The 19,777-nt window shown below is 47.6% G+C and carries 13 protein-coding genes; 10 read left to right on the top strand and 3 right to left on the bottom strand.

Features of this window, described 5'->3' with window-relative positions:
* Positions 1 to 886: 886 nt before the first annotated feature.
* From ACTQY5_RS02340 to ACTQY5_RS02310, 7 genes are all read left to right on the top strand, one after another.
* Positions 887 to 1,456: a hypothetical protein gene (locus ACTQY5_RS02340; RefSeq protein ID WP_441368729.1), complete on the top strand. Its 570-nt coding sequence runs from the start codon at positions 887 to 889 to the stop codon at positions 1,454 to 1,456.
* A 164-nt stretch (positions 1,457 to 1,620) separates the two neighbouring features.
* A complete protein-coding gene (locus tag ACTQY5_RS02335; RefSeq protein ID WP_154487874.1) occupies positions 1,621 to 2,562 on the top strand; it encodes an ATP-binding protein in 942 nt (313 codons plus the stop codon).
* Positions 2,563 to 2,575: 13 nt separating this feature from the next.
* A complete protein-coding gene (locus ACTQY5_RS02330) occupies positions 2,576 to 3,163 on the top strand; it encodes a sigma-70 family RNA polymerase sigma factor (protein ID WP_195839609.1) in 588 nt (195 codons plus the stop codon).
* 679 nt (positions 3,164 to 3,842) lie between these two features.
* Complete coding sequence (locus tag ACTQY5_RS02325) at positions 3,843 to 5,321, top strand: ATP-binding protein (RefSeq protein WP_154488766.1); 1,479 nt, start codon at positions 3,843 to 3,845, stop codon at positions 5,319 to 5,321.
* Positions 5,314 to 8,064 carry a Z1 domain-containing protein gene (locus ACTQY5_RS02320; RefSeq protein ID WP_441368728.1) on the top strand — a complete coding sequence of 917 codons (2,751 nt, stop codon included), beginning with the start codon at positions 5,314 to 5,316 and terminating at the stop codon, positions 8,062 to 8,064. The genes ACTQY5_RS02325 and ACTQY5_RS02320 overlap by 8 nt, the downstream gene beginning before the upstream one ends.
* Positions 8,065 to 8,083: 19 nt before the next feature.
* Entirely contained in the window at positions 8,084 to 9,004 is a 921-nt protein-coding gene (locus ACTQY5_RS02315; protein WP_154488762.1) for a PD-(D/E)XK motif protein, read from the top strand.
* Positions 9,005 to 9,015: 11 nt separating this feature from the next.
* Entirely contained in the window at positions 9,016 to 11,100 is a 2,085-nt protein-coding gene (locus ACTQY5_RS02310) for an AIPR family protein (protein WP_154488760.1), read from the top strand.
* Here the strand turns inward: ACTQY5_RS02310 and ACTQY5_RS02305 are convergent.
* Positions 11,075 to 11,518 (bottom strand): very short patch repair endonuclease, encoded by a 444-nt coding sequence (locus ACTQY5_RS02305; RefSeq protein WP_154488758.1) that lies wholly within the window; start codon positions 11,516 to 11,518, stop codon positions 11,075 to 11,077. The genes ACTQY5_RS02310 and ACTQY5_RS02305 overlap by 26 nt on opposite strands.
* 109 nt (positions 11,519 to 11,627) lie before the next feature.
* On the opposite strand from ACTQY5_RS02305, the gene ACTQY5_RS02300 reads away from it, so the two are divergent.
* From ACTQY5_RS02300 to ACTQY5_RS02290, 3 genes are all read left to right on the top strand, one after another.
* On the top strand, positions 11,628 to 12,989 hold the full coding sequence (locus ACTQY5_RS02300; RefSeq protein ID WP_441368727.1) for a DNA cytosine methyltransferase: 1,362 nt from the start codon (positions 11,628 to 11,630) through the stop codon (positions 12,987 to 12,989).
* Positions 12,990 to 13,078: 89 nt separating this feature from the next.
* Positions 13,079 to 14,611 (top strand): McrB family protein, encoded by a 1,533-nt coding sequence (locus tag ACTQY5_RS02295; protein WP_154488755.1) that lies wholly within the window; start codon positions 13,079 to 13,081, stop codon positions 14,609 to 14,611.
* Complete coding sequence (locus ACTQY5_RS02290; protein ID WP_441368726.1) at positions 14,586 to 17,030, top strand: DUF2357 domain-containing protein; 2,445 nt, start codon at positions 14,586 to 14,588, stop codon at positions 17,028 to 17,030. Before ACTQY5_RS02295 ends, ACTQY5_RS02290 begins: the two co-directional genes overlap by 26 nt.
* A gap of 587 nt (positions 17,031 to 17,617) precedes the next feature.
* On the opposite strand, the gene ACTQY5_RS02285 is transcribed toward ACTQY5_RS02290, so the two are convergent.
* Positions 17,618 to 18,475 carry an Rpn family recombination-promoting nuclease/putative transposase gene (locus ACTQY5_RS02285; RefSeq protein WP_154488752.1) on the bottom strand — a complete coding sequence of 286 codons (858 nt, stop codon included), beginning with the start codon at positions 18,473 to 18,475 and terminating at the stop codon, positions 17,618 to 17,620.
* Positions 18,476 to 19,065: 590 nt separating this feature from the next.
* Complete coding sequence (locus ACTQY5_RS02280) at positions 19,066 to 19,305, bottom strand: hypothetical protein (protein WP_195839653.1); 240 nt, start codon at positions 19,303 to 19,305, stop codon at positions 19,066 to 19,068.
* Between the last annotated feature and the right edge of the window lie 472 nt (positions 19,306 to 19,777).

The raw sequence follows: 19,777 nt of genomic DNA, 5'->3' as shown, positions 1-19,777 counted from the left end.
AAGCGCAACGGTCCCCCGCCCTTGAAAAGGGCGGATATACGCTCGGGGCTTTGCCCCATTGCTTTATGTGGGTGCCAGGGCGTAAGCCCGCGTACCCACTATCCGCCCTTTTCAAGGGCGGGGGTATCCATGCGCAGCATGGGTGGTGGGTTAGCAGCGTCAGCTGCGTCCTCATTCAAAGGAACCCGGTCACGGGTTCCTTCCATAACGACTCACGATGAACGATAAACGATGAACCAACAGGTGCGCCCAGAGGGCCCTATGTCCAAAAGCAAATGCCTGGCATAATGACTCACGACAAACGTAATCTGGAATCGAACGTTCAACCCGAACAAGCGTACACTTGAAAACTTGAATACAGAATCAAAAAATCAAGAAAAAAGAAAATTAACTGAAAAATCACGGCAGTTCAGATAATCTAAACATAAATCCATTGAACTTACTTGACTATTTTATAAATTTTGATATAATAAAATTATCTGATAAAATTTACTAATCAATTCTGCCAAAAATCCCAACAGAGGAGTGATCCCCTTGCTGATCAACGCTTACCAGGGAAGTTGTTCCTGGAAGTGCATTTCCCGCACAGCCCAAACCATCAAACACAATACCTTCAGACGTTTGAAATACAACCATTACGAGGATTCCTACCGTCGTTTCTGATCCTGTGCAGAAGGCCTATGCCTTACTGAAACAGGCTGCTTTGCTGACCCTTTCAGCAGAAGAGGCTGTTTTGCTGCACGGTTTTTTCATACCCGAAAACCAGAAACGGACGAGACGGAATCCTGTTTTTTATGCAGAAAATCTGCCAAAATGAAATGCCAGGAGTTTCGGCTCCTGGTATTTTTTTGTCCCTTTATTGATTTTGAGAGGAGATGTTTATGAAATGGCAAACCGACGCATGATCTGCAGAGATGTGGTCAAAAGAGACCATTTTCTGCGTCTGAAACCTTCTTCCCAGGGGCTCTATATGCACCTGCTGCTGGATGCAGATGATGACGGGTTCGTGGGGAATCCGCTGGCTATCGTCCGGTATACCAGTTGTACGGAGGAAGATATGGCAGAACTGGACCGATTGAACTATATCCTGACCTTTACGTCCGGTGTCGTTGTAATCCGGCACTGGTTTTATCACAACAATATCCGTAAAGATCGGTATCGGGCCAGTACTGCTGTAGAAAAACAGTACGTTACACTTTCTTCTGAAGGAGTTTACGTAATCAAAGAAGAGTGTAAAGAACACTGGTTGCCCGGGTTTTGGAATCCTGGCAACCAGAACCCAACACCCAGTCAACCAGTAGGAAGACCGCAGTGGCAGCCAAAGGGGAATAACCTGGCACCCACCTGGCAGTCAGATGAGGAAAGCCTGGCAACCGAATGGCAGTCGTCTGAGAAGGAAGAAATGGAAACCGATTTCTGGGAAAAATCCGGAAACCCGCATTCTGACAGGGCCTAAAGCACCTTGGCAACCAGGTTTCACAATCTGGTTGCCAGGATGTTGGTTTTGGTTGCCACAGGTTAGGTTAGTTTAGGTTAGGTAAGGATAGAAGAAAAATAGACAAAAAAGAAAAATCCTGACAGCCATCTGGTTGACAGGGTACGTGGGAAGGAGACACATCCGTGGAAGAAAACAGAGAGACAACAGAACAACCGAAAAAAGAAAAGAGCATCTATGTGGATCTGGCCAACCTGTTTGGCCCTCCAGCCCATGTGATGGAGAAATATATCCAGAACTGTGAGGATGATATTGAGCGGGTCCGAAAGGAACAGGAACTCTGCCGGAACTGCAGGGATGGAAAATGCAGACAGCCCGTACCAGAAATGGTTCACATTTTCACCGGATATCGGGGCTATCCCTATTTTCCATTGACACCCTGTCCCAAGGTAAAAATGCTTCAGCGAAAAAAGCTGTACGAGGAACAGAAAGCGGCAGCCGGGATTCCTGACATGTACCAGGGAAAGGGCTTTGATGACTATCAGGTATCCGAAGGCAATCAGCAGGCCGTGCGGATGGCTCAGGAACTGGTGCGGGGAAAAGATGTGGAAAAAGGGATGTACATCTATGGGAGCCGGGGTACCGGAAAGACATTTCTGTCCTCCGTTGTGGGGAACCAGTTTCTGCAGCAGGGAAAGAAGGTGATGTTTGCTACCACAGGCTGGATGCGATACCTGTTCCGGAACAATGCCCGGAATCCGGATCAGCAGGACCGCAGCCTGGAGAATGTTGACCTGCTGATCATGGACAATCTGGGATCAGAACGGTTCAGTGCCTGGGGACTGGAACAGCTGGAACGGGTCATTGATGCCCGATACATGGGGAAAAAGCTCACCATCGTGACCACCAATTACGGGCTGAAAACTCTTGGGGAAAAGATGGCCCAGGTCATTGGCAAGCCGGATAAACATGACCGGGACGTGGCAGAACGGATTTGCAGCCGTCTGGCGGGAATGACTATGCCCGCCCTGCTGTATGGACTGGACCGGCGGAAGATGGGAGAGGGGAAACCGGGAATGTTCCGGAAAAGCCAACCGGCTCCTATGGAACTTTTTGCAAAGGCATGAAGGAGGAACGCCTATGGAAAAAACGGATCTGGCAGCCCTGCTGCCTGAAGCCAAACAGGGAGATCAAAAAGCCCAGATGGCTATCGTTACAGCCTTTCAGCCCTTGATGAAAAAAATGGCCAGCCAGGAAAAGAACCTGTCTCTGCGGCCGGATCTGGCAAGTACCCTGGTGCTGGGAATCCTGGAAGCCATCAGGAAATATCCGGGAGAAGACGCCAGAAGATTTCCTGGCTTTGTGAAGACCCATCTGAACTTCCTGCTGTCCCATTACATCCGGAAAGAGGCGCGCTGGAACAAACTGAAAGAGAAACTCTATGGTCAGACTCAGGAAAATTACACCGAAGACTTTATCCTGCGGGTACAACGGAGGGAATTACAGGACGCGTTCCTATGCCTTGCCCCTGACGAGCAGCGGCTTGTATATCTTGCCGCCGGTCAGCGGATTCCCTGGAAGACCCTGGGAGAAGGATTCGGAAAACCTGTCTCCACGCTGTATGGAAGGTATCAGAAGGCGTTGAAAAAGGTGAGGAAGATGGTGAAAAGCGGCAGGGGCCGCTTTCCAGGCTCACGCAGAAGGAGACCATCTGCTGGGGGCAGATAATCATGAGCTGACAGTCACTAGTCTCTAGTCTCTAGCGGCAGGAGGGAACCCACCGGGCGGGTTCCTGGGAACGTATAAAAAACGGAGGCCGGGACGGGCGGGCCTGCGGCACGCCCCTACCTCGTTGCAATTGAACGTCCGATTTAGCGGTCACAGGAACGGATTTTTTGACAACCCCGTTTCTCTGATTTTCTGTTGCATCTCTGACCCCAACGTGGTAGGGGCTCCCCGCAGGGGAGCCCGTCCCGGCCGCCCAGAGGGCCAATGCGTTTAAAGACAAATGCACCAGTATCTGGTATCCAAAACGATAAATGACTAACGGCACACCTGCCAGGGGTCCGTCCTGCTTATTATACGAACAAGCTGATGGCTGACGTCTGAAAGGTCGGTTTGACTTCTTTTCTACCCAAGGCTTGATGGCTTTGGGTATGATGCTGACTCGATCTTTATTCTGGTAAAAGCCTACTGTTCAATCAGAGGGTTGTGCGGATTTTTTTGAAACAACCTGATTGAGCATAAAAAATAAATCTGTACTGAAATTTGTATAGATAACCTGATAAAATGTAATTGAGCAAGATGGTATTCCTTTCTGTAATGAAGTATCCAGTTTCTTTTGACTATACAAAGATGCGAATTCATAATATAATGAAAAATATGATTATAATTTTCCGGTGGTGTAATGATGAGACAGAAAATTGTGGTTCCAGAAGCCCCCATACTGGTTGAATCTACCCGTTCCATAGGATATTCCTTTGAGGCGGCTCTTGCAGATATTATTGACAACAGTATCAGTGCAGGTGCTGGTAAAATTCGTGTTGATTTTCAGGCTCTGCCCGATCCTTATGTATGCATTGCAGATGATGGCTGCGGGATGAGTCTTTCGGAACTTGAAAAAGCCATGCGGTATGGAAGCCAAAGTTCTACGGAAAAAAGAAGCAAAAAAGATTTGGGACGATTTGGCTTGGGAATGAAAATGGCATCTCTGTCTCAATGCAGAAGAGTAACCGTAATCAGCAAAAAAAATGGTGAAATTCATGCTGCAGCTTGGGACTTGGACTATATAGTTTCCACTCAAAACTGGTCACTGCAGGTATATTCAGAAGACGAAGTCAAAAGGTATCCAGGAGTTGAATATTTGCAGTTCGTGGACAGTGGGACTGTGGTGGTCTGGCAGAATTTTGACCGCTTAAAACAGGAATCAGACAATTTCAGCAAGGCCTTCAATGACAGACTGGTTCTTACCAAAAAGCATGTCTCCTTGGTATTCCACCGGTTTTTAAATGGTGATGTTGGAGTCAAAAACTACATCAAGATTTATTTCAATGGGGATGAAGTTCATGGAATCGACCCGTTCCTGACTGACAATCCGGCTACACAACCTTTGAGTGAACAGCAGATTCGGATTGGCGATGAATTCATTACGGTAAAACCATATGTACTGCCTTTACTCAGCAAACTAACGACGAAAGAAAAAAAAGCCAGGGGAGAAAACAGTGAACTGCGTCTGAAACAGGGGTTTTATATTTATCGGAATAAACGACTGATTGTCTGGGGGACCTGGTTCAGACTCATCAAACAGAATGAATTGGGAAAATTGGCCATGGTACGGGTTGATATTCCAAATACACTGGATTCCATATGGGAAATTGATATAAGAAAATCAAAAGCCAACCTTCCCTATATGATCAAGAAAAATCTGGCCAATATAGTGTTGAAATCTGTGGAAAAAAGCGAAAAGGTATATCGGTACAGAGGACGCAAGGTAAGGGAAGACAATATTATCCATACTTGGGATGTTATCCAGAATCGCGGAAAGTACGAATACAAGATCAACCGAAATATGCCAATCCTGAAAAATCTGGAGAATTCAATGGATGAGGATCAGATCAATCTGCTGGAATCCTATTTGAGCCTTATTGAAGAAACGTTTCCTTATGGAGATGTTTACTGCAGAGTGGCTCAAAATGAAATGGATCTGGAAAAAAAGGGAAACAGTGAAAAAGAAGAGGTATATCAATTGGCTGACAACACGGTTCAGCAATTACTGCAAATCCATGGAAATGTGGATCAGTTCATCGAGTCGATGAAAATAATGGAACCTTTTTCCAATTACCCTGATGTCATTGCCAGAATAAAAGAGGTATATGCAAATGAATGAAAACCAAGAAAGAGTTTTAAGCTTTGTTATACAGCAACTGGATGGGGAAGAAAAAGTTGAATCAGAAGATATTATGAATCTAATCAATGTTTTCGCTCAAATCAATCCCCTGACGGAAGAGCAGAAAAAGGAAGTGCTGAGAGATGTCCAGACCAAAATTCAAATCAGTATAGACAAGGGTGTTCTGATAACGGAAAAAAGTCATTTGCCTTGGTACAACAGTGCCAAAGGCAATATAGCACCTAAATTCTGGAATCGGTACAAACTTTATTTGAGACACCAGGGATGGAACAATGCTGTTTTGAATGAAATGGATGATGCCACAGATGCCATTATGGATCTGTTGGGGAATCCAGCTCAGAAAGAAGGATTCAACCGCAGAGGATTGTGTATTGGGGAAGTTCAGTCCGGTAAAACTTCCAATTATATTGCTTTGATCAACAAGGCTGCTGATGCCGGATACAAGGTCATTATTCTTCTTACCGGCGTTATGGAAAAACTTCGTGCACAGACGCAGGAAAGGGTGGATCAGGGATTTACTGGAACGGACAGTGATGCCTTTCTCAAACAACAGAAAGGCACCGAAAGGAAGGTTGGTGTTGGGAAATATGACAAGGAATCAGTAGCTTGGTCAGTGACCAGCATATCTTCTGATTTTAAGCAGAAAACGGCTTCCAGCCTGATTCCGCATTTGGACAAAATCAATGTTCCCATTATTTTTGTCATGAAGAAAAATCGTTCTGTTCTTCATAATTTGAGTCAATGGCTTGAACTGGCAGATGCCGGAATCATTGATGTTCCCATGCTTCTTATTGATGATGAAGCGGATAATGCCTCCATCAATACGCATAATGCAGATACGGATCCCACTGCCATCAACAAGGCTATCCGCGAACTGTTGAACAAGTTTTCCAAGTCCAATTATCTGGGGTTTACGGCAACGCCATATGCCAATATTTTCATTGATCCGGAAACAGATGATGACATGTTCAATGAAGATCTGTTTCCCAAAGATTTCATTTACTGTCTGCCGTCGCCTTCCAATTATATTGGTCCTGATGCCGTTTTTTCCAGTGAAGGGAAATACCAGAACATGCTTCACAACAATGATGATTGTGAAGACTATGTTCCCATGAAACATAAAAAGGATTTTTTTCCCAATCCTCAGATGCCGGAAAGCCTGGAAACGGCAATTTGTTCCTTTCTGCTGATAAATGTTATTCGTGATTTAAGGGGAAACAAAAAAGCTCACAGGACCATGATGATCAATCTTTCCCGGTTTATAGCCGTTCAGGATCGGGTTAGAAGACAAGTGTCCAGTCTGGTCAAGGAATATCAGGATGCCATACAGAACTACTATCTATGTGGAAATAAAGCTCTTCAGTATCCCGAATTTCAAAATCTGAAACGGGTATTTGAAAATTACTTCAGTGGCTGCCCTGGTTCAGATGGAAAGACTCCAATTACTTGGGACGAAGTGCAAAAAAACCTGAAAAATGCCGTTATGCCTATAAAAGTCGCTTCGGTTAACGGCGGTAATGCTGTTCGTATCCTCAATTATGATAATTATGCGGATACTGGTCTGCGTTTGATTGCTGTTGGAGGATTGAGTCTTTCCCGTGGACTTACACTGGAAGGTTTATGTGTAAGCTATTTTCATCGCAATTCTAAAATGTATGATACCCTTATGCAGATGGAAAGATGGTTTGGATATCGCAATGGCTATGATGATTTGTTTCAAATCTGGATGCCGGACACGGCAGTTGACTGGTATAGGCAGATTACAGAAGCCACGGATGAACTGAAGGAAAAAATTCAGATGATGCGTGATCAGAACCGTACTCCAAAAGAATTTGGCTTGTGCGTGCGGCAGGATAGAGGCGCTCTTCTGGTAACTGCACGAAACAAGATGAAAACAGCAAAAACCTACGTTCAGGCAATCAATCTGAGTGGGGAGGTTATTGAAACAGCTTATTTGCCAAGCGGAAGAATTGAAAATTTAACCAACCTGAAAGCCACCGAAAAATTCTTGGAATGTTTAAAGTTGAATTATCATCCGGCGGAAGAGAAAAATTTGGCACTGAAAGGTGTCTTGCAGTTTAAAAATGTGTACTGGGAATATATTCAGCAGTTTTTACAGGAGTACCACTGCCACAATGCCAATAGAACTTTCAGAAATGAAGATATTGAGAATGCGTTGTTCCCAGAGCCAAAAAAATTTACTGAATGGGATGTTGCTGTTGCCAATAAAGGATATGCAAATGAAATTCAAATAGCTGGAATGAAGATTCGTCCTGCAAAAAGAAGCTTCAGGTACAACCGAGCTATTCGGGCTTTGCAGATTTCCGGCAAGAATTCCCGGTTGGGTTCCAAAAACATGTCTGCAGCAGGACTGACAGAAGAACAAGTTGATGCAGTCAGTAAAAAATTCAACAAGGAGAAAAACAGTCTAAGCGGGACCAGTTATTTTCGGGCGGGACTTGAGCGGAATCCCTTGCTGATCATTTATCCAGTTGTTCTGCAACCTGGAAGAAATAATCCAGACAAGGATACCCAAGAGATTCTGGATCTTTACCATGATTCCAGCAAGCCATTGATTGGACTTGCCATTGGCATTCCACTAACTGACGAAAAACCAATTCTGCATACTTATAAAATGAATGCAGTTATGCAGAAAGAACTGTTTGGTATGGATGCAAATGACAACGACTTTGATGAAGATGAGGATGACGGTGGGAACTAAGAAATGAGAGAATACGTGAATGAAATATACGGGTGATGTTTTTGAAAAATTTGGCTGTGGCAAGTATAGTCGGGTGGATGCACAGCACAAGCTGAACTTCTTTTATGGCAGGAACAGCGAAGGGAATGCATCTCTTCTTCTTCAGACTGCCTGCAGGGTAGAGACGCTTCCTTCCACAAACAGCATTACAGTGGAGACTGGTTGGAGAGAAAAAGACCGGATGTGGACAATATCATTCAACCTGAAACAGGAAGAACTGATGAACATCTTTGTCCGTTTTTGTGAAGACATTGTGGAAAGCTCAAGAGACATTGAAAGTGAGCGCGACGGTGTTCAGTTTGTGGAAAACCGCTATCTTGAATGGAGATATCTATTGTCTGCAGGTAAGTCAGACTATCTGAGTCAGTCAGCCATCAAGGGACTTTTGGGGGAAATGAAATTTTGTCTGGACGTTCTTGTTCCTGCCTGTGGTGCGGAAAATGCAGTATTGTCCTGGCAGGGGCCCCTGAAGAAAGATCAGGATTTTGTCTTTGAAAATACTTGGTATGAAATAAAAACTCTATCTCCAGGCAGTGTTGATGTTGCGATTTCTTCCCTTGAACAGTTGGACAATCCTTTACAGGGGCACTTGGTTGTACAAACCGCAGAAACCACAACAATTACCAGTTCCGTTGGCATAACACTGAATGAGGCGTTTGAACAGTTGGATGGACTGATGAAAGAATATCCTCAGACTAGAAGAACCATGCGGGGAAATTTACTTTCGTTGGGATATGTACCAGTTTCCTATTATGATCAGTTTAAATTTATATTTTATGACAGGTGGAGTTACAGAGTGGACGGGCAATTCCCGGCACTTAGAAGAAACCGACTTCCGGCAGCCGTTTCAGAAGTAAAGTATAAACTGTTGCTGGCTTTGCTGGATGATTTCAAGGAATAGAGGGAACCTCAATGGCTAATGAAATGGAAACATACAAGAGCAATCTGATGTCTGAGATTCATCTTTTGGCTGAACAGAATGGGAATATGCCCCGTGAAGAATTCATTACGCAGATTACAGAAAATCTGATAGATGCGGAAGAGTTCTTGGAATTTATTCCGTTGCAGTTTGAAAGTGTGGGGAGCAGGAACTCAAAAATTCAGATTGATGGGTACTTCTACGACAATTTGGAAAACTGCTTGGCATTGTTTATTTGTGATTTTGTTGAAAGTGATGAAGTGGATAAGCTGACCAACACGGAAGCGGTGAATCTTTTCAAAAGAGAACAAAATTTTATAGTCAATTCCTTGAATGGCTTTATCCTGGAAAAGGGGGAGCCCAGTAACCAGGGATATGATTTAGCCTATGACATCTGCAACCGGTTCAAGAACGTAGACAAATACAGGATGTACATCATTTCCAACCGCGTTATGAGCACCAGGGTACGAAAATTTGAAAATGACATCCTTTGCGGGAAAGAGTGTGAGTATACGATTTGGGATATGGGACGTCTCTATGAACTGGCAAAGTCCAAAAGCGGAAGGGAAGAAGTTGAGATTCATCTCGCAGATTTTGGGGCAGCGGGAATTCCCTGTCTGAAAGCTGGGCAGAGCAGTGAATATACTGCTTTTCTCTGCAATATTCCAGGGAAAATTCTGGCTGATTTATACAATGAATATGGAGGTAGACTCCTGGAAGGAAATGTGCGCTCCTTCCTGTCCACAAAGGGAAAAATCAACAAGCAGATCAGGAACACCATTTTGAATGATCCCAAGAAATTTTTCGCTTACAACAATGGAATTGCGGCGACTGCTTCCTATGTTAAAACAGAAATGACACCTTACGGTTTGCTGTTGACGGATATCCGGGATTTGCAGATTGTGAATGGTGGGCAGACCACTGCCTCCTTGGCCAATGCACTTGTCAAGGATAAGGATCGGGCAAACGGTTTGAAAGACATATATGTTCCCATGAAACTTTCCGTTGTAGAACCGGAAACCGCCGCCAGGCTGATTCCCGATATTGCCAGATATGCCAACAGTCAAAACAAGGTCAGTGAAGCTGACTTTTTCTCCAATTCACCTTTCCATATTCAAATGGAACAGATTTCCAGAAAACTGCTTGCTCCGGCCGTCAATGGGAATCAGTATGGTACACACTGGTATTATGAACGGGCACGTGGTCAGTACAGACAGGAAACCGCCGGAATGACTCCTGTCCAGAAAAAACGGTTTGAAAAGGAAAATCCCAAAAAACAGGTAATAACCAAAACGGATATGGCAAAGTTTTACAACATCTACAGTATGAAGCCGGACTCTGTATCTACCGGAGCACAGAAGAACTTTATCAAGTTTGCAGGATGGGCTTCTGAACAGTGGGATAAGGATAAGGATCAGTTCAATGAGCAGTTCTACAAGAATATTGTTGCAGTGGATATTCTATTCCAATCCGTGGACGGCATTGTAAAGAGATCTTCCTGGTATGACGGCGGTTACAAGGCTCAGGTGAATACTTATGCGTTGTCGTGGCTTTTCTGGCTGATTCATCAACAGTGTCCCAATAAGGAGATGGATCTGAAGAAAATATGGCAGAAACAGGAAGTGTCTTCGGAAACGGAAAAACAGCTGAGCAGGCTGGCTCAAGTAACATATGAGTTCCTTACATCCCCTGATCGTGGTGTTCAGAATGTGACGGAATGGGCTAAAAGAGCTGAGTGCTGGGCAAAGATGAAGAAAATGTCTTTTGCTCTTCATTCTGCATTTGTGGAAGAACTGATTGACATCGAAATTGTGAAGCATGATGAACAGGAAGCCAAAAAGGAACAAAAGGAAATCAACAAAGCGAATGCCATGATTGACACAGTTCAATACGGAATTGACAAATGGGAAAAGGTGATAGCTTGGACAAGAACCAATCCCATACTGACACCCAAGGAAACTTCGATACTAACGAGCTGTGTGCAGGGTATGAAAAAAGGAAGAATTCCTACTGACAGACAGTGTGTCTGCCTTATGGAAATTTTGAAAAAGGCTAGAGATGAGAGTTATCCGGATTGATGGACAGCTGAGAGTGAAGTTCTTTTACAAGGTTGGCCGTGAGATTTAAAAAGTTGTGTTTGATTTCGCATTCCCACAAAACAATAACATGCCATCCTGACTTTTCAAGTTGTTGATGGTGTTTCGAATCATTTTGCACGTTTGCCTTGAACTTTTTTTGCCAAAAGGCCTGATGAGTGGAGGGAGTAGCAGCATATTTACAGCCCGGATGACGGTGCCAGAAACATCCGTTGATAAAAATGACGGTTTTGTATTTTGGGAGAACAATATCCGGCTTTCCTGGGAGAGATTTTACGTTCTTCCTGTATCTGAATCCTTGGGAGAAAAGATATTTGCGGACTTTGATCTCAATGGATGTATCACGAGACTTTATTCTGGACATATTTTCGCTTCTTTTTTCCTTTGAAATTTTGTCCATAGCACAACTCCTTTAACATAACAGCTTGAGTGGACACAAATTGTTCTTTACCGAACAGATTTTTATTGTTATAATATTTTTTTAACATAATAGAAAGGAGGGTATTGCAATGACCAGATATCTGGACCTTTTTGCTGGCGCTGGTGGATTGTCTGAAGGCTTTAAAATGGCTGGATTTGATCCGGTCGCCCATGTGGAAATGGACCAGGCCGCATGCAATACTCTAAGGACCAGGGTTGCATATTACTGGCTGAAAGATCATGATATGCTGTCCGTGTATGATGCCTACCTGAAAGGGGAAATTTCCCGCAGGAACTTTTATGGAAAGATTCCCGCTGAAGAATTGAATTCAGTATTGGAGTATACGATTTCCCAGAATAATATTCAGGATATTTTTTCCGTTATTCATGACCGGCTCCATGGAAACAAATTGGATCTGATTATTGGCGGTCCACCCTGTCAGGCATATTCTCTTGCCGGAAGAGCACGGAGCAGAGACCACATGGTGGGGGATGCAAGAAATTATCTGTATAAACTTTATGCGGAGTTTCTGAGAGAATTTCAACCCAGGTATTTTGTTTTTGAGAATGTTGTCGGGCTGCTGTCCGCCAAAGAAAGGGGAGGAGAGCGCTATTTCGACAAGATGCGCCTGTTGTTCAAGGATTACGGATATACTACTGAGTACCGAATCCTGAACGCTCATGATTATGGTGTGCTGCAAAACCGGAAACGGATTATTCTGATTGGTAAACTGAATGGTGAACATGGTTTTTATCCTCTGATACCCAAAACGGATACCAGTGCGTACAGAGTCCATGATATTCTGGATGATTTGCCTTTCATTCATTCTGGGGAGGGAATTCCTGGTCCGGTGGCAACAAAGAATCACGCCAGTTCCTATCTTTTTAAAGTCAAAATCAAGGAATACCAGACGGAACCTGTTACTGAGCATTATTCCAGACCCAATAATGAGCAGGATTTGAAAATCTACCGGATTGCAGTCCAAAAATGGAATGAGTCTCATGATCGGCTCAGTTATAGAGAACTGCCGACTGAACTGCGGTCACACAAAAATATTACCGCATTTTTGGACAGATTTAAAGTTGTTGCAGGGGATTTGCCTTTTTCCCATACGGTGGTGGCACATCTTTCCAAAGATGGGCATTACTATATTCATCCGGATATTCGTCAAAACCGTTCCATCACTCCCAGAGAAGCGGCAAGAATCCAGACATTTCCCGACAATTTTTATTTTGAGGGAAACAGCGCAAGAGGATCTCAAACACAGGCATACAAACAGATTGGCAATGCCGTTCCTGTCTATCTTGCTTACAGCATAGCTCAAGCCATGAAATCCTGTTTTGAGAATCCGGAAGGATATCAGAGGGATAGAGAAGAGAGCAGAAAAGACGGAGTGGAAGAAAATCTGTTTTCTAACCAAGTAAATACGCATTATAAAGATCCGACTTGATTCAGGTCGGATCTTTTTTGTTTTGATCATTTCTGCGAAGCTGCTATAATGAAGAAAAATATTCATTCTGGGAACTGAGAGGCCTGAATATGGGGAAAATGACGGAAGATGCCATCAGAGTGTTGTTTGATTATGGAAAGAAAGTGCATCAGGGGGAAATCTCTTTGAGGGAAGCAGCTGAAAAAGTGCATGACGAATGCCCGGAAGTTGCTGTCTCCTCCGCCAGACATTACGTGAAATGGTACGGAGAAATGAGAGCAGGGGAAATCCTTACCTGGAATTCCAATTCAGAACTCCTGCTGTATTATGCAGAACGGATTATCCGGGAAAATGGTGCGGAAGCGGGAAAAGCAGCCTGCCAAAGTGTTTTGAAGTTTGCAGCCCATGCCAACCGCATGGAACTGGCTGATGAAGTTTACAAACTGGCAGAAAAATATCATCTGAATCTTGATAAGAATATGAAGGACAGGAATAAAGTTTCAAAAGAAAACAGCAATCTTCTCACCCCCTCCGCCGCTCTCCAGCACATCCAGTCCTACATCGCCCAAAAAGGGTTCTCCTATGAAGAGGGCCTGATCACTAATTTCTACCTTTGTCTCAAAGCCAAACCATTTGTGATCCTGGCGGGGACTTCGGGCACGGGGAAGACCCGGCTGGTACGGCTTTTTGCAGAGGCGGCGGGGGCCACGGCGGCCAATGGGCGGTATCGGCAGGCGGCAGTGCGCCCGGACTGGTCGGATCCTTCAGATCTGTTCGGCCATGTGGACCTGAACGGGAATTTCGTCCCGGGGGCGGTGACGGATTTCCTGGAAAAGGCTGCGGAAGATCTGGACCATCCGTACTTTCTCTGTTTGGATGAAATGAACCTGGCCCGGGTGGAATATTATCTCAGCGATTACCTTTCTGCCGTAGAGACCCGGGAGCTGAAAGGCGGCTGTATCGCGGCGGATCCCATCCGGGTGGAAGGCCATGGAGACCTGATCCTGCCGGAAAACCTCTATGTGGTGGGGACGGTGAACATGGACGAGACCACCTTTCCTTTCAGCCGGAAGGTGCTGGACCGGGCCAATGCCATCGAGTTTTCTTTTGTGGACCTGATGCCGCCGGAGGAGGATGGAGAAACGGAAACAGCGGAACCTCTGGAACTGGATAACGGATTTTTCCGGAGTGAATGGCTCACCCTGCGGCAGTGCATGGGAGGAGAAGAGGAGGAGAGTGTCCGGAAATGGTGCGGGGTGCTGTGCCAGTGCAATGAAATCCTGAAAAAGGCTGATGCCCAGGTGGGATACCGGGTGCGGGATGAAATCGTTTTCTATCTGCTGTACAGCCGGAAAACAGGCCTGATGGAGGAAAAAGAAGCCATGGACCGGGAAATCCTCCAGAAGATTTTGCCCCGGATCCAGGGCAGCAGCGGAGCGGTCCGGGATATGATCGGGGAGCTGTTCCAGTTCTGTGCGGGGGATTATGAAGGGCTGCGGACGGATTCCGGGGAAATCAATCGGAAAATGGCCCGGCTGCTGGAAGAGGATGGGAGCCGGGTGCGTTTCCCCAGGAGTGCGGCCAAACTGGCTTCCATGATGAGGAGATATGAGGAAGATGGGTTCACTTCATACTGGCAGTGAGGAACTGGTCTTTATCCAGACACCCCAGGTGACGGTGACGGTGAAGGGCCGGGCCCTGTATCCCCGGGCGGCTGTGCTGGGGACGGAGGAAGATACGGCCTGTTTTGAGGTTTCCTGCCGGGAAGAACCGGAAGAGGTCCGGTTCCTGGGGGAGAAAAAGGAGCCCGGAACGGGAAAAGTGCCGGTGAAGCCAGTGTTTTATGAGCAGACGCATTATGAGCTGGTGATCGAGAACCGGGGTAATGGGGAAATGACCTTCCGGCATGCCAGCCCGGCCATCCGGGAGTGCATCACCCCGGTGGGGAGCAGCGGGCGTCTCCTGACCGGGGTGGTGGATTTTGGCAGCGACATCGGATATTCGGATTTCGTCATCTGCCTGGACGGGCAGGAATATCTCCGGTTCACGGTGGAGGTATTCCCGGAAAAAATCAGTTACCGGAAGGATTATCTGGCCATTGTGGCGGATGTGACGGAGGAACTGTACAGCCTAATCTTCGATTTTCTCAAAAGGACCTATTCCGGCTGGGGGCAGCAGGGAAAAAGAAGGGGCAGTGCGGTGGAATTCTACGGGGTGATCTGCCAAATCTTCGAAGGATATCTGCGGGCCCTGGACCGGATCCTCCGGCAGCCCCACCATGAGCTCCAGACTGTCCATCGGGTGATGCAGGGGTACAAGGCCAGACGGACGGACCGGCAGACCCTGCGCTGGCTGGAACGGCATCCGGGAGCCGGTGTGCGCCAGGGAGAAAAGGTGCTGGCACGGAAGGTGCTGGCCCTGGAAAAAAGAAGCACCTGCGATACCCGGGAGAACCGGCTGACCCGGGCCATGGTGGATTCCACCATCCGGCGGATGCGGGACTTCCGGGAACGGGTGCAGGCCCTGGGAAGGGATGGAACCGGGGAAGTGACGGAACGGATCGACGGTATGCTGGGGCAGCTGGACTGGCGGGTACGGCGGTCGTTCCTGGGGAACCTGGAGGAAACCGGGGGAGGCACAGGGATGTCCCTAGTGTTTTCCATGGCCCCGGGTTACCGGGAACTATACAAGTATTATCTGATGCTGGAACGGGGACTGGAAGTGACGGGGGATGTGTTCCGGATGTCCGTAAAGGATCTGGCCCAGCTGTATGAATACTGGTGCTTCATCAAACTGAACCGGCTGCTGAAGGAGAAGTATCAGTTGGTTTCCCAGGATATCATCCATACGGAAGGGAGTCGGCTGTTCGTGACTCTGGTGAAGGGGCGGGGCTCCCAGGTGGATTATCTGGATCCTGTTACCGGGGAAGCCATTGCCCTGCGCTACAATCCCGCCAGACGGGATCTGCCTACGGTTCCACAGAAACCGGACAATGTGCTGACCCTGGTGAAGAAAAGCCTGGACAGCGGAGAGATGACCTGTCGGTACGTGTTCGATGCCAAGTACCGGATCGACCCTGCTCTGCCGGGGAGTTACTATTACAACGTAATCGGACATACGCCGGGGCCCAAAGAGGAAGACATCAACACCATGCACCGTTACCGGGACGCCATTGTCTGCGAAGCGGGGGAAGAGGTGTTCCGCCGGACCATGTTCGGGGCCTATGTGCTGTTTCCCTACGGGAATGAGGAAGAGTACCGGCATCACAAATTTTACCGGAGCATAGAAAAAGTGAACATCGGAGGGCTGCCCTTCCTGCCTTCTGCCACGGAGCTGGTGGAGCAGCGGCTGACGGAGCTGGTGGATGACTCCCCGGAAACGGCTCTGGAAGAAACAGTACTGCCGGCGGGCATCGAGGAAAAGCTGGCCAGGGTGGACTGGTCCCGGCGGGATGTGCTGGTGGGGACCATGAAGGATGGACGGCAGCTGGATGCCTGTCTGGAGGGAAGGTTCTACCATATCCCGGCATCCCGGTTGGGAGAGCAGAATCTGCCCATCCGTTATGTGGCTCTTTACCAGTCGAAAAGGATTTTTGGAGATCGGAGCGGAATACGGTATTATGGAGAAGTAATCCGGACGGAACAGGTGAAGCGCCGGGAAATCCGCGAAATCCCCAAAGACTCCGATGAACCGTATTACCGTTTTGCGGTGAAGGAATGGAAAAGGCTGGAACGGCCTATCGGAGTGCGGGAAATGGGACCCAGGGTACAGGTGATGACCAATCTGTTCCTTCTGCTCCACAGCCGGGAGGTGCCGGACCTGCTGATCCGGTCGGAAGAAGAATATCGGCTGTACACAGAACTGCGCCGACTCACCGGGGACAGATTGGAAGAAACGGATGACGGACCTCTCTGCTGCCGCTGGCAGAACTGCCTCCTGGACGGTCGGGGCGGAAAACTGCGGCTGATCCGTGACGGGAAGATCGTACTGGCGGTGGATAAAGAAAAGTTCCTCCGGCATCCAGGGAGGGTGTTCAGGGGAATAAGGGACAGGGCGCGGTGAAAAGCGGCAGGGCCGCTTTTCCGTCTCAAGATGGTCATGAGCTGACAGTCACTAGTCACTAGTCTCTAGCGGCAGGAGGGAACCCGCCGGGCGGGTTCCTAGGAACGTATAAAACCCGCAGGCCGGGACGGGCGTGCCTTTGGCCCGCCCCTACGCCGTTGGGGTCGGATGTTGGATACAACGGTCAGAGAAACGGATTTTTTGAAGACCCCGTTTCTCTGATTTTCTGTTGTATCTCTGACCCCAACGTGGTTTTGAATTTGTAAACCCTCAGGCCGGGATGGGCGGGCCTCGGGCGCGCCCCTACGGCGTTTGGTGTCATATGTTCAAGCCGATGGTCACAGAAACGGAATCTTCGATAACTTCGTTTCTGTGAATTTCCGTTGGTCCTCTGACCTCAACGTGGTAGGGGCTGCCCGCAGGGAAGCCCATCCCGGCCTCCGGTTTTTTTTATGTTCAAAGGTAGATGCGTGAGCATCTGGCATCCGAAACGACTCACGCTGAACGACCAACGATGCACCAAAAGGCCGCCGGATTTTCCGGCGGCCTTATCATTGGGAAGGAAAACGCCCTGGGCGTTTTCCAACCTAAAGAATTCCATGCAACTTTCCCAGTTTCTGGATCTGGTCCAGAGAGTAATGGGTGATCCGGGAAATGGTCTCCATGGGGATCTTTTCTTTCAGCATGGCAACAATGTTGGATTCCCGTTCTTCCTGACGGCCTTTCTGTATGCCTTGCTGCATACCTTGCCGCATACCTTGCCGCATGCCTTCTTCAGCTGCTTCTTTCTGGCGTCTTCTGATTTCATCACTTAAAATCATATATTCTCGCCTCACTTTATCCATACTCTTTACCAGATGGACTTCCTGATCCAGGCTTTCCACAAATTTCCCTTTTGCCGCTTTTCCATCCACGTACCGGAGAAAAGCGGCAATCTCAGGATCAGCCGCATTTTCGCTGCCTTTACTGTTCAGGAACATCCTGGTTTCCTCATCTTTTAATTTTACCCTGTTATCTTCCTGACAGCAATGGGTAAATGTGTAAATTGGCAGATTTCGATGGAACGGGTCGAACGTGCAGATAAAGATTACGTAGGACGGGTTCAGTTCTTCATAGGGTTTGCCTTTATCCAGCAGTTCCCCATCAATCAGACTCTGGTAGAAACGGCTGCGTTTGGCCAGGTCATTTCTGGGGGAGTTGGTGCACTGCATCTCGATGTCGTACACGCGGCCTTCTTCGTCTTCCACATATACATCAAGACGGATGCTTTTGCCGTCCAGCCGGAGGTTGACGGTCTTTTCGAAGGCCTGGTAATGCAGGGAGTGGACTTTGATTCCCACAATCTTTTCGATGAGGTGGGTACAAAGCTGTTCATTGCGCATCACATGCTGGAAGAGAAAGTTGTCACGGATGGTGAGTTCGTCAAAGGTTTTGATCCTTTCCATTAATCTGCCTCCTTATAAAATTGGTATAGGAATACCCTTCGACATCCAACAGAAAGTTCCTTCCCGAGTGGAAAAATCGGGGTATTAACGGCAAGAATCTGCAGGGAATGAATTTGGAGGGCGGGAAAAGGGAGCAGAGGAAGGGGAAAAGCGGCAGGGCCGTTTTTCTGTCTCACGCAGACGGAGACCATCTGCCGGGGGCAGATGGTCATGAGCTGACAGTCACTAGTCACTAGTCTCTAGCGGCAGGAGGGAACCCACGAGGCGGGTTCCTGGGAACGTATAAAAAACGGCGGCCGGGAAGGGCGGGCCTTTGGCTCGCCCCTACGCCGTTGGGGTCGGATGTTGGTAACAACGGTCAGAGGAACGGATTTTTTGACAACCCCGTTTCTCTGATTTTCTGTTGCATCTCCGATCCCAACGTGGTAGGGGCTGCCCGCAGGGAAGCCCATCCCGGCCGCCGGGTTTCATGTTCAAAGGCAGATGCGTGAGCATCTGGCATCCGAAACGACCAACGATACACCAAAAGACCGCCGGATTTTTCGGCGGCCTTATCATTGGGAAGGAAAACGCCCGGGGCGTTTTCCAACCTACAGCAATCCATGCAATTTTCCAAGTTTTTGGATCTGGTCCAGAGAGTAATGGGTGATCCGGGAAATGGTCTCCATGGGGATCTTTTCTTTCAGCATGGCAATAATGTTGGATTCCCGTTCTTCCTGACGGCCTTCGAAACGGCCTTTTTCAAGACCTTTTGCCAGGCCTTGTTCCATACCTTGTTCCATACCCTTTTCCAGGTTCTTTCTTGCAATGGCGTGTCCGATACCGCACATGGTTTCCGCCTCCTTTTTCATTTCAACGGTCATGGGGATGTGGTATTTTAGCTAAAGAATATGATTTCTATATTGTTAATTTTATCATATTTGATGGGGATGGACGAGAAATGAAAAGCGGCAGGGCCGTTTTTCTGTCTCACGCAGACAGAGACCATCTGCCGGGGGCAGATGGTCATGAGCTGACAGTCACTAGTCACTAGTCTCTAGCGGCAGGAGGGAACCCGCCGGGTGGGTTCCTGGGAACGTATAAAAAGCGCAGGCCGGGATGGGCGTGCCTGCGGCTCGCCCCTACGGCGTTGGGGTCGGATGTTGGATACAACGGTCACAGGAACGGATTTTTTGAAGACCCCGTTTCTCTGATTTTCTGTTCCATCTCTGACCCCAACGTGTAGGGGCTGCCTGCAGGGAAGCCCATCCCGGCCGCCGGTTTTTCATGTTCAAAGGCAGATGCGTGAGCATCTGGCATCCG

The organism is Acidaminococcus sp. HCP3S3_H5, assembly GCF_052122235.1.
Classification (GTDB): Bacteria; Bacillota; Negativicutes; order Acidaminococcales; family Acidaminococcaceae; genus Acidaminococcus.
Note: the sequence above shows the minus strand (reverse complement) of the source record. Positions and strands in the feature narration are given on the sequence as shown.

Coding starts and splice junctions, on each gene's coding strand:
- ACTQY5_RS02340 (WP_441368729.1), top strand. CDS start 887: ATGGCAAACCGACGCATGATCTGCAGAGATGTGGTCAAAAGAGACCAT.
- ACTQY5_RS02330 (WP_195839609.1), top strand. CDS start 2,576: ATGGAAAAAACGGATCTGGCAGCCCTGCTGCCTGAAGCCAAACAGGGA.
- ACTQY5_RS02325 (WP_154488766.1), top strand. CDS start 3,843: ATGATGAGACAGAAAATTGTGGTTCCAGAAGCCCCCATACTGGTTGAA.
- ACTQY5_RS02320 (WP_441368728.1), top strand. CDS start 5,314: ATGAATGAAAACCAAGAAAGAGTTTTAAGCTTTGTTATACAGCAACTG.
- ACTQY5_RS02315 (WP_154488762.1), top strand. CDS start 8,084: ATGAAATATACGGGTGATGTTTTTGAAAAATTTGGCTGTGGCAAGTAT.
- ACTQY5_RS02310 (WP_154488760.1), top strand. CDS start 9,016: ATGGCTAATGAAATGGAAACATACAAGAGCAATCTGATGTCTGAGATT.
- ACTQY5_RS02305 (WP_154488758.1), bottom strand. CDS start 11,518: ATGGACAAAATTTCAAAGGAAAAAAGAAGCGAAAATATGTCCAGAATA.
- ACTQY5_RS02300 (WP_441368727.1), top strand. CDS start 11,628: ATGACCAGATATCTGGACCTTTTTGCTGGCGCTGGTGGATTGTCTGAA.
- ACTQY5_RS02295 (WP_154488755.1), top strand. CDS start 13,079: ATGGGGAAAATGACGGAAGATGCCATCAGAGTGTTGTTTGATTATGGA.
- ACTQY5_RS02290 (WP_441368726.1), top strand. CDS start 14,586: ATGGGTTCACTTCATACTGGCAGTGAGGAACTGGTCTTTATCCAGACA.
- ACTQY5_RS02285 (WP_154488752.1), bottom strand. CDS start 18,475: ATGGAAAGGATCAAAACCTTTGACGAACTCACCATCCGTGACAACTTT.
- ACTQY5_RS02280 (WP_195839653.1), bottom strand. CDS start 19,305: ATGTGCGGTATCGGACACGCCATTGCAAGAAAGAACCTGGAAAAGGGT.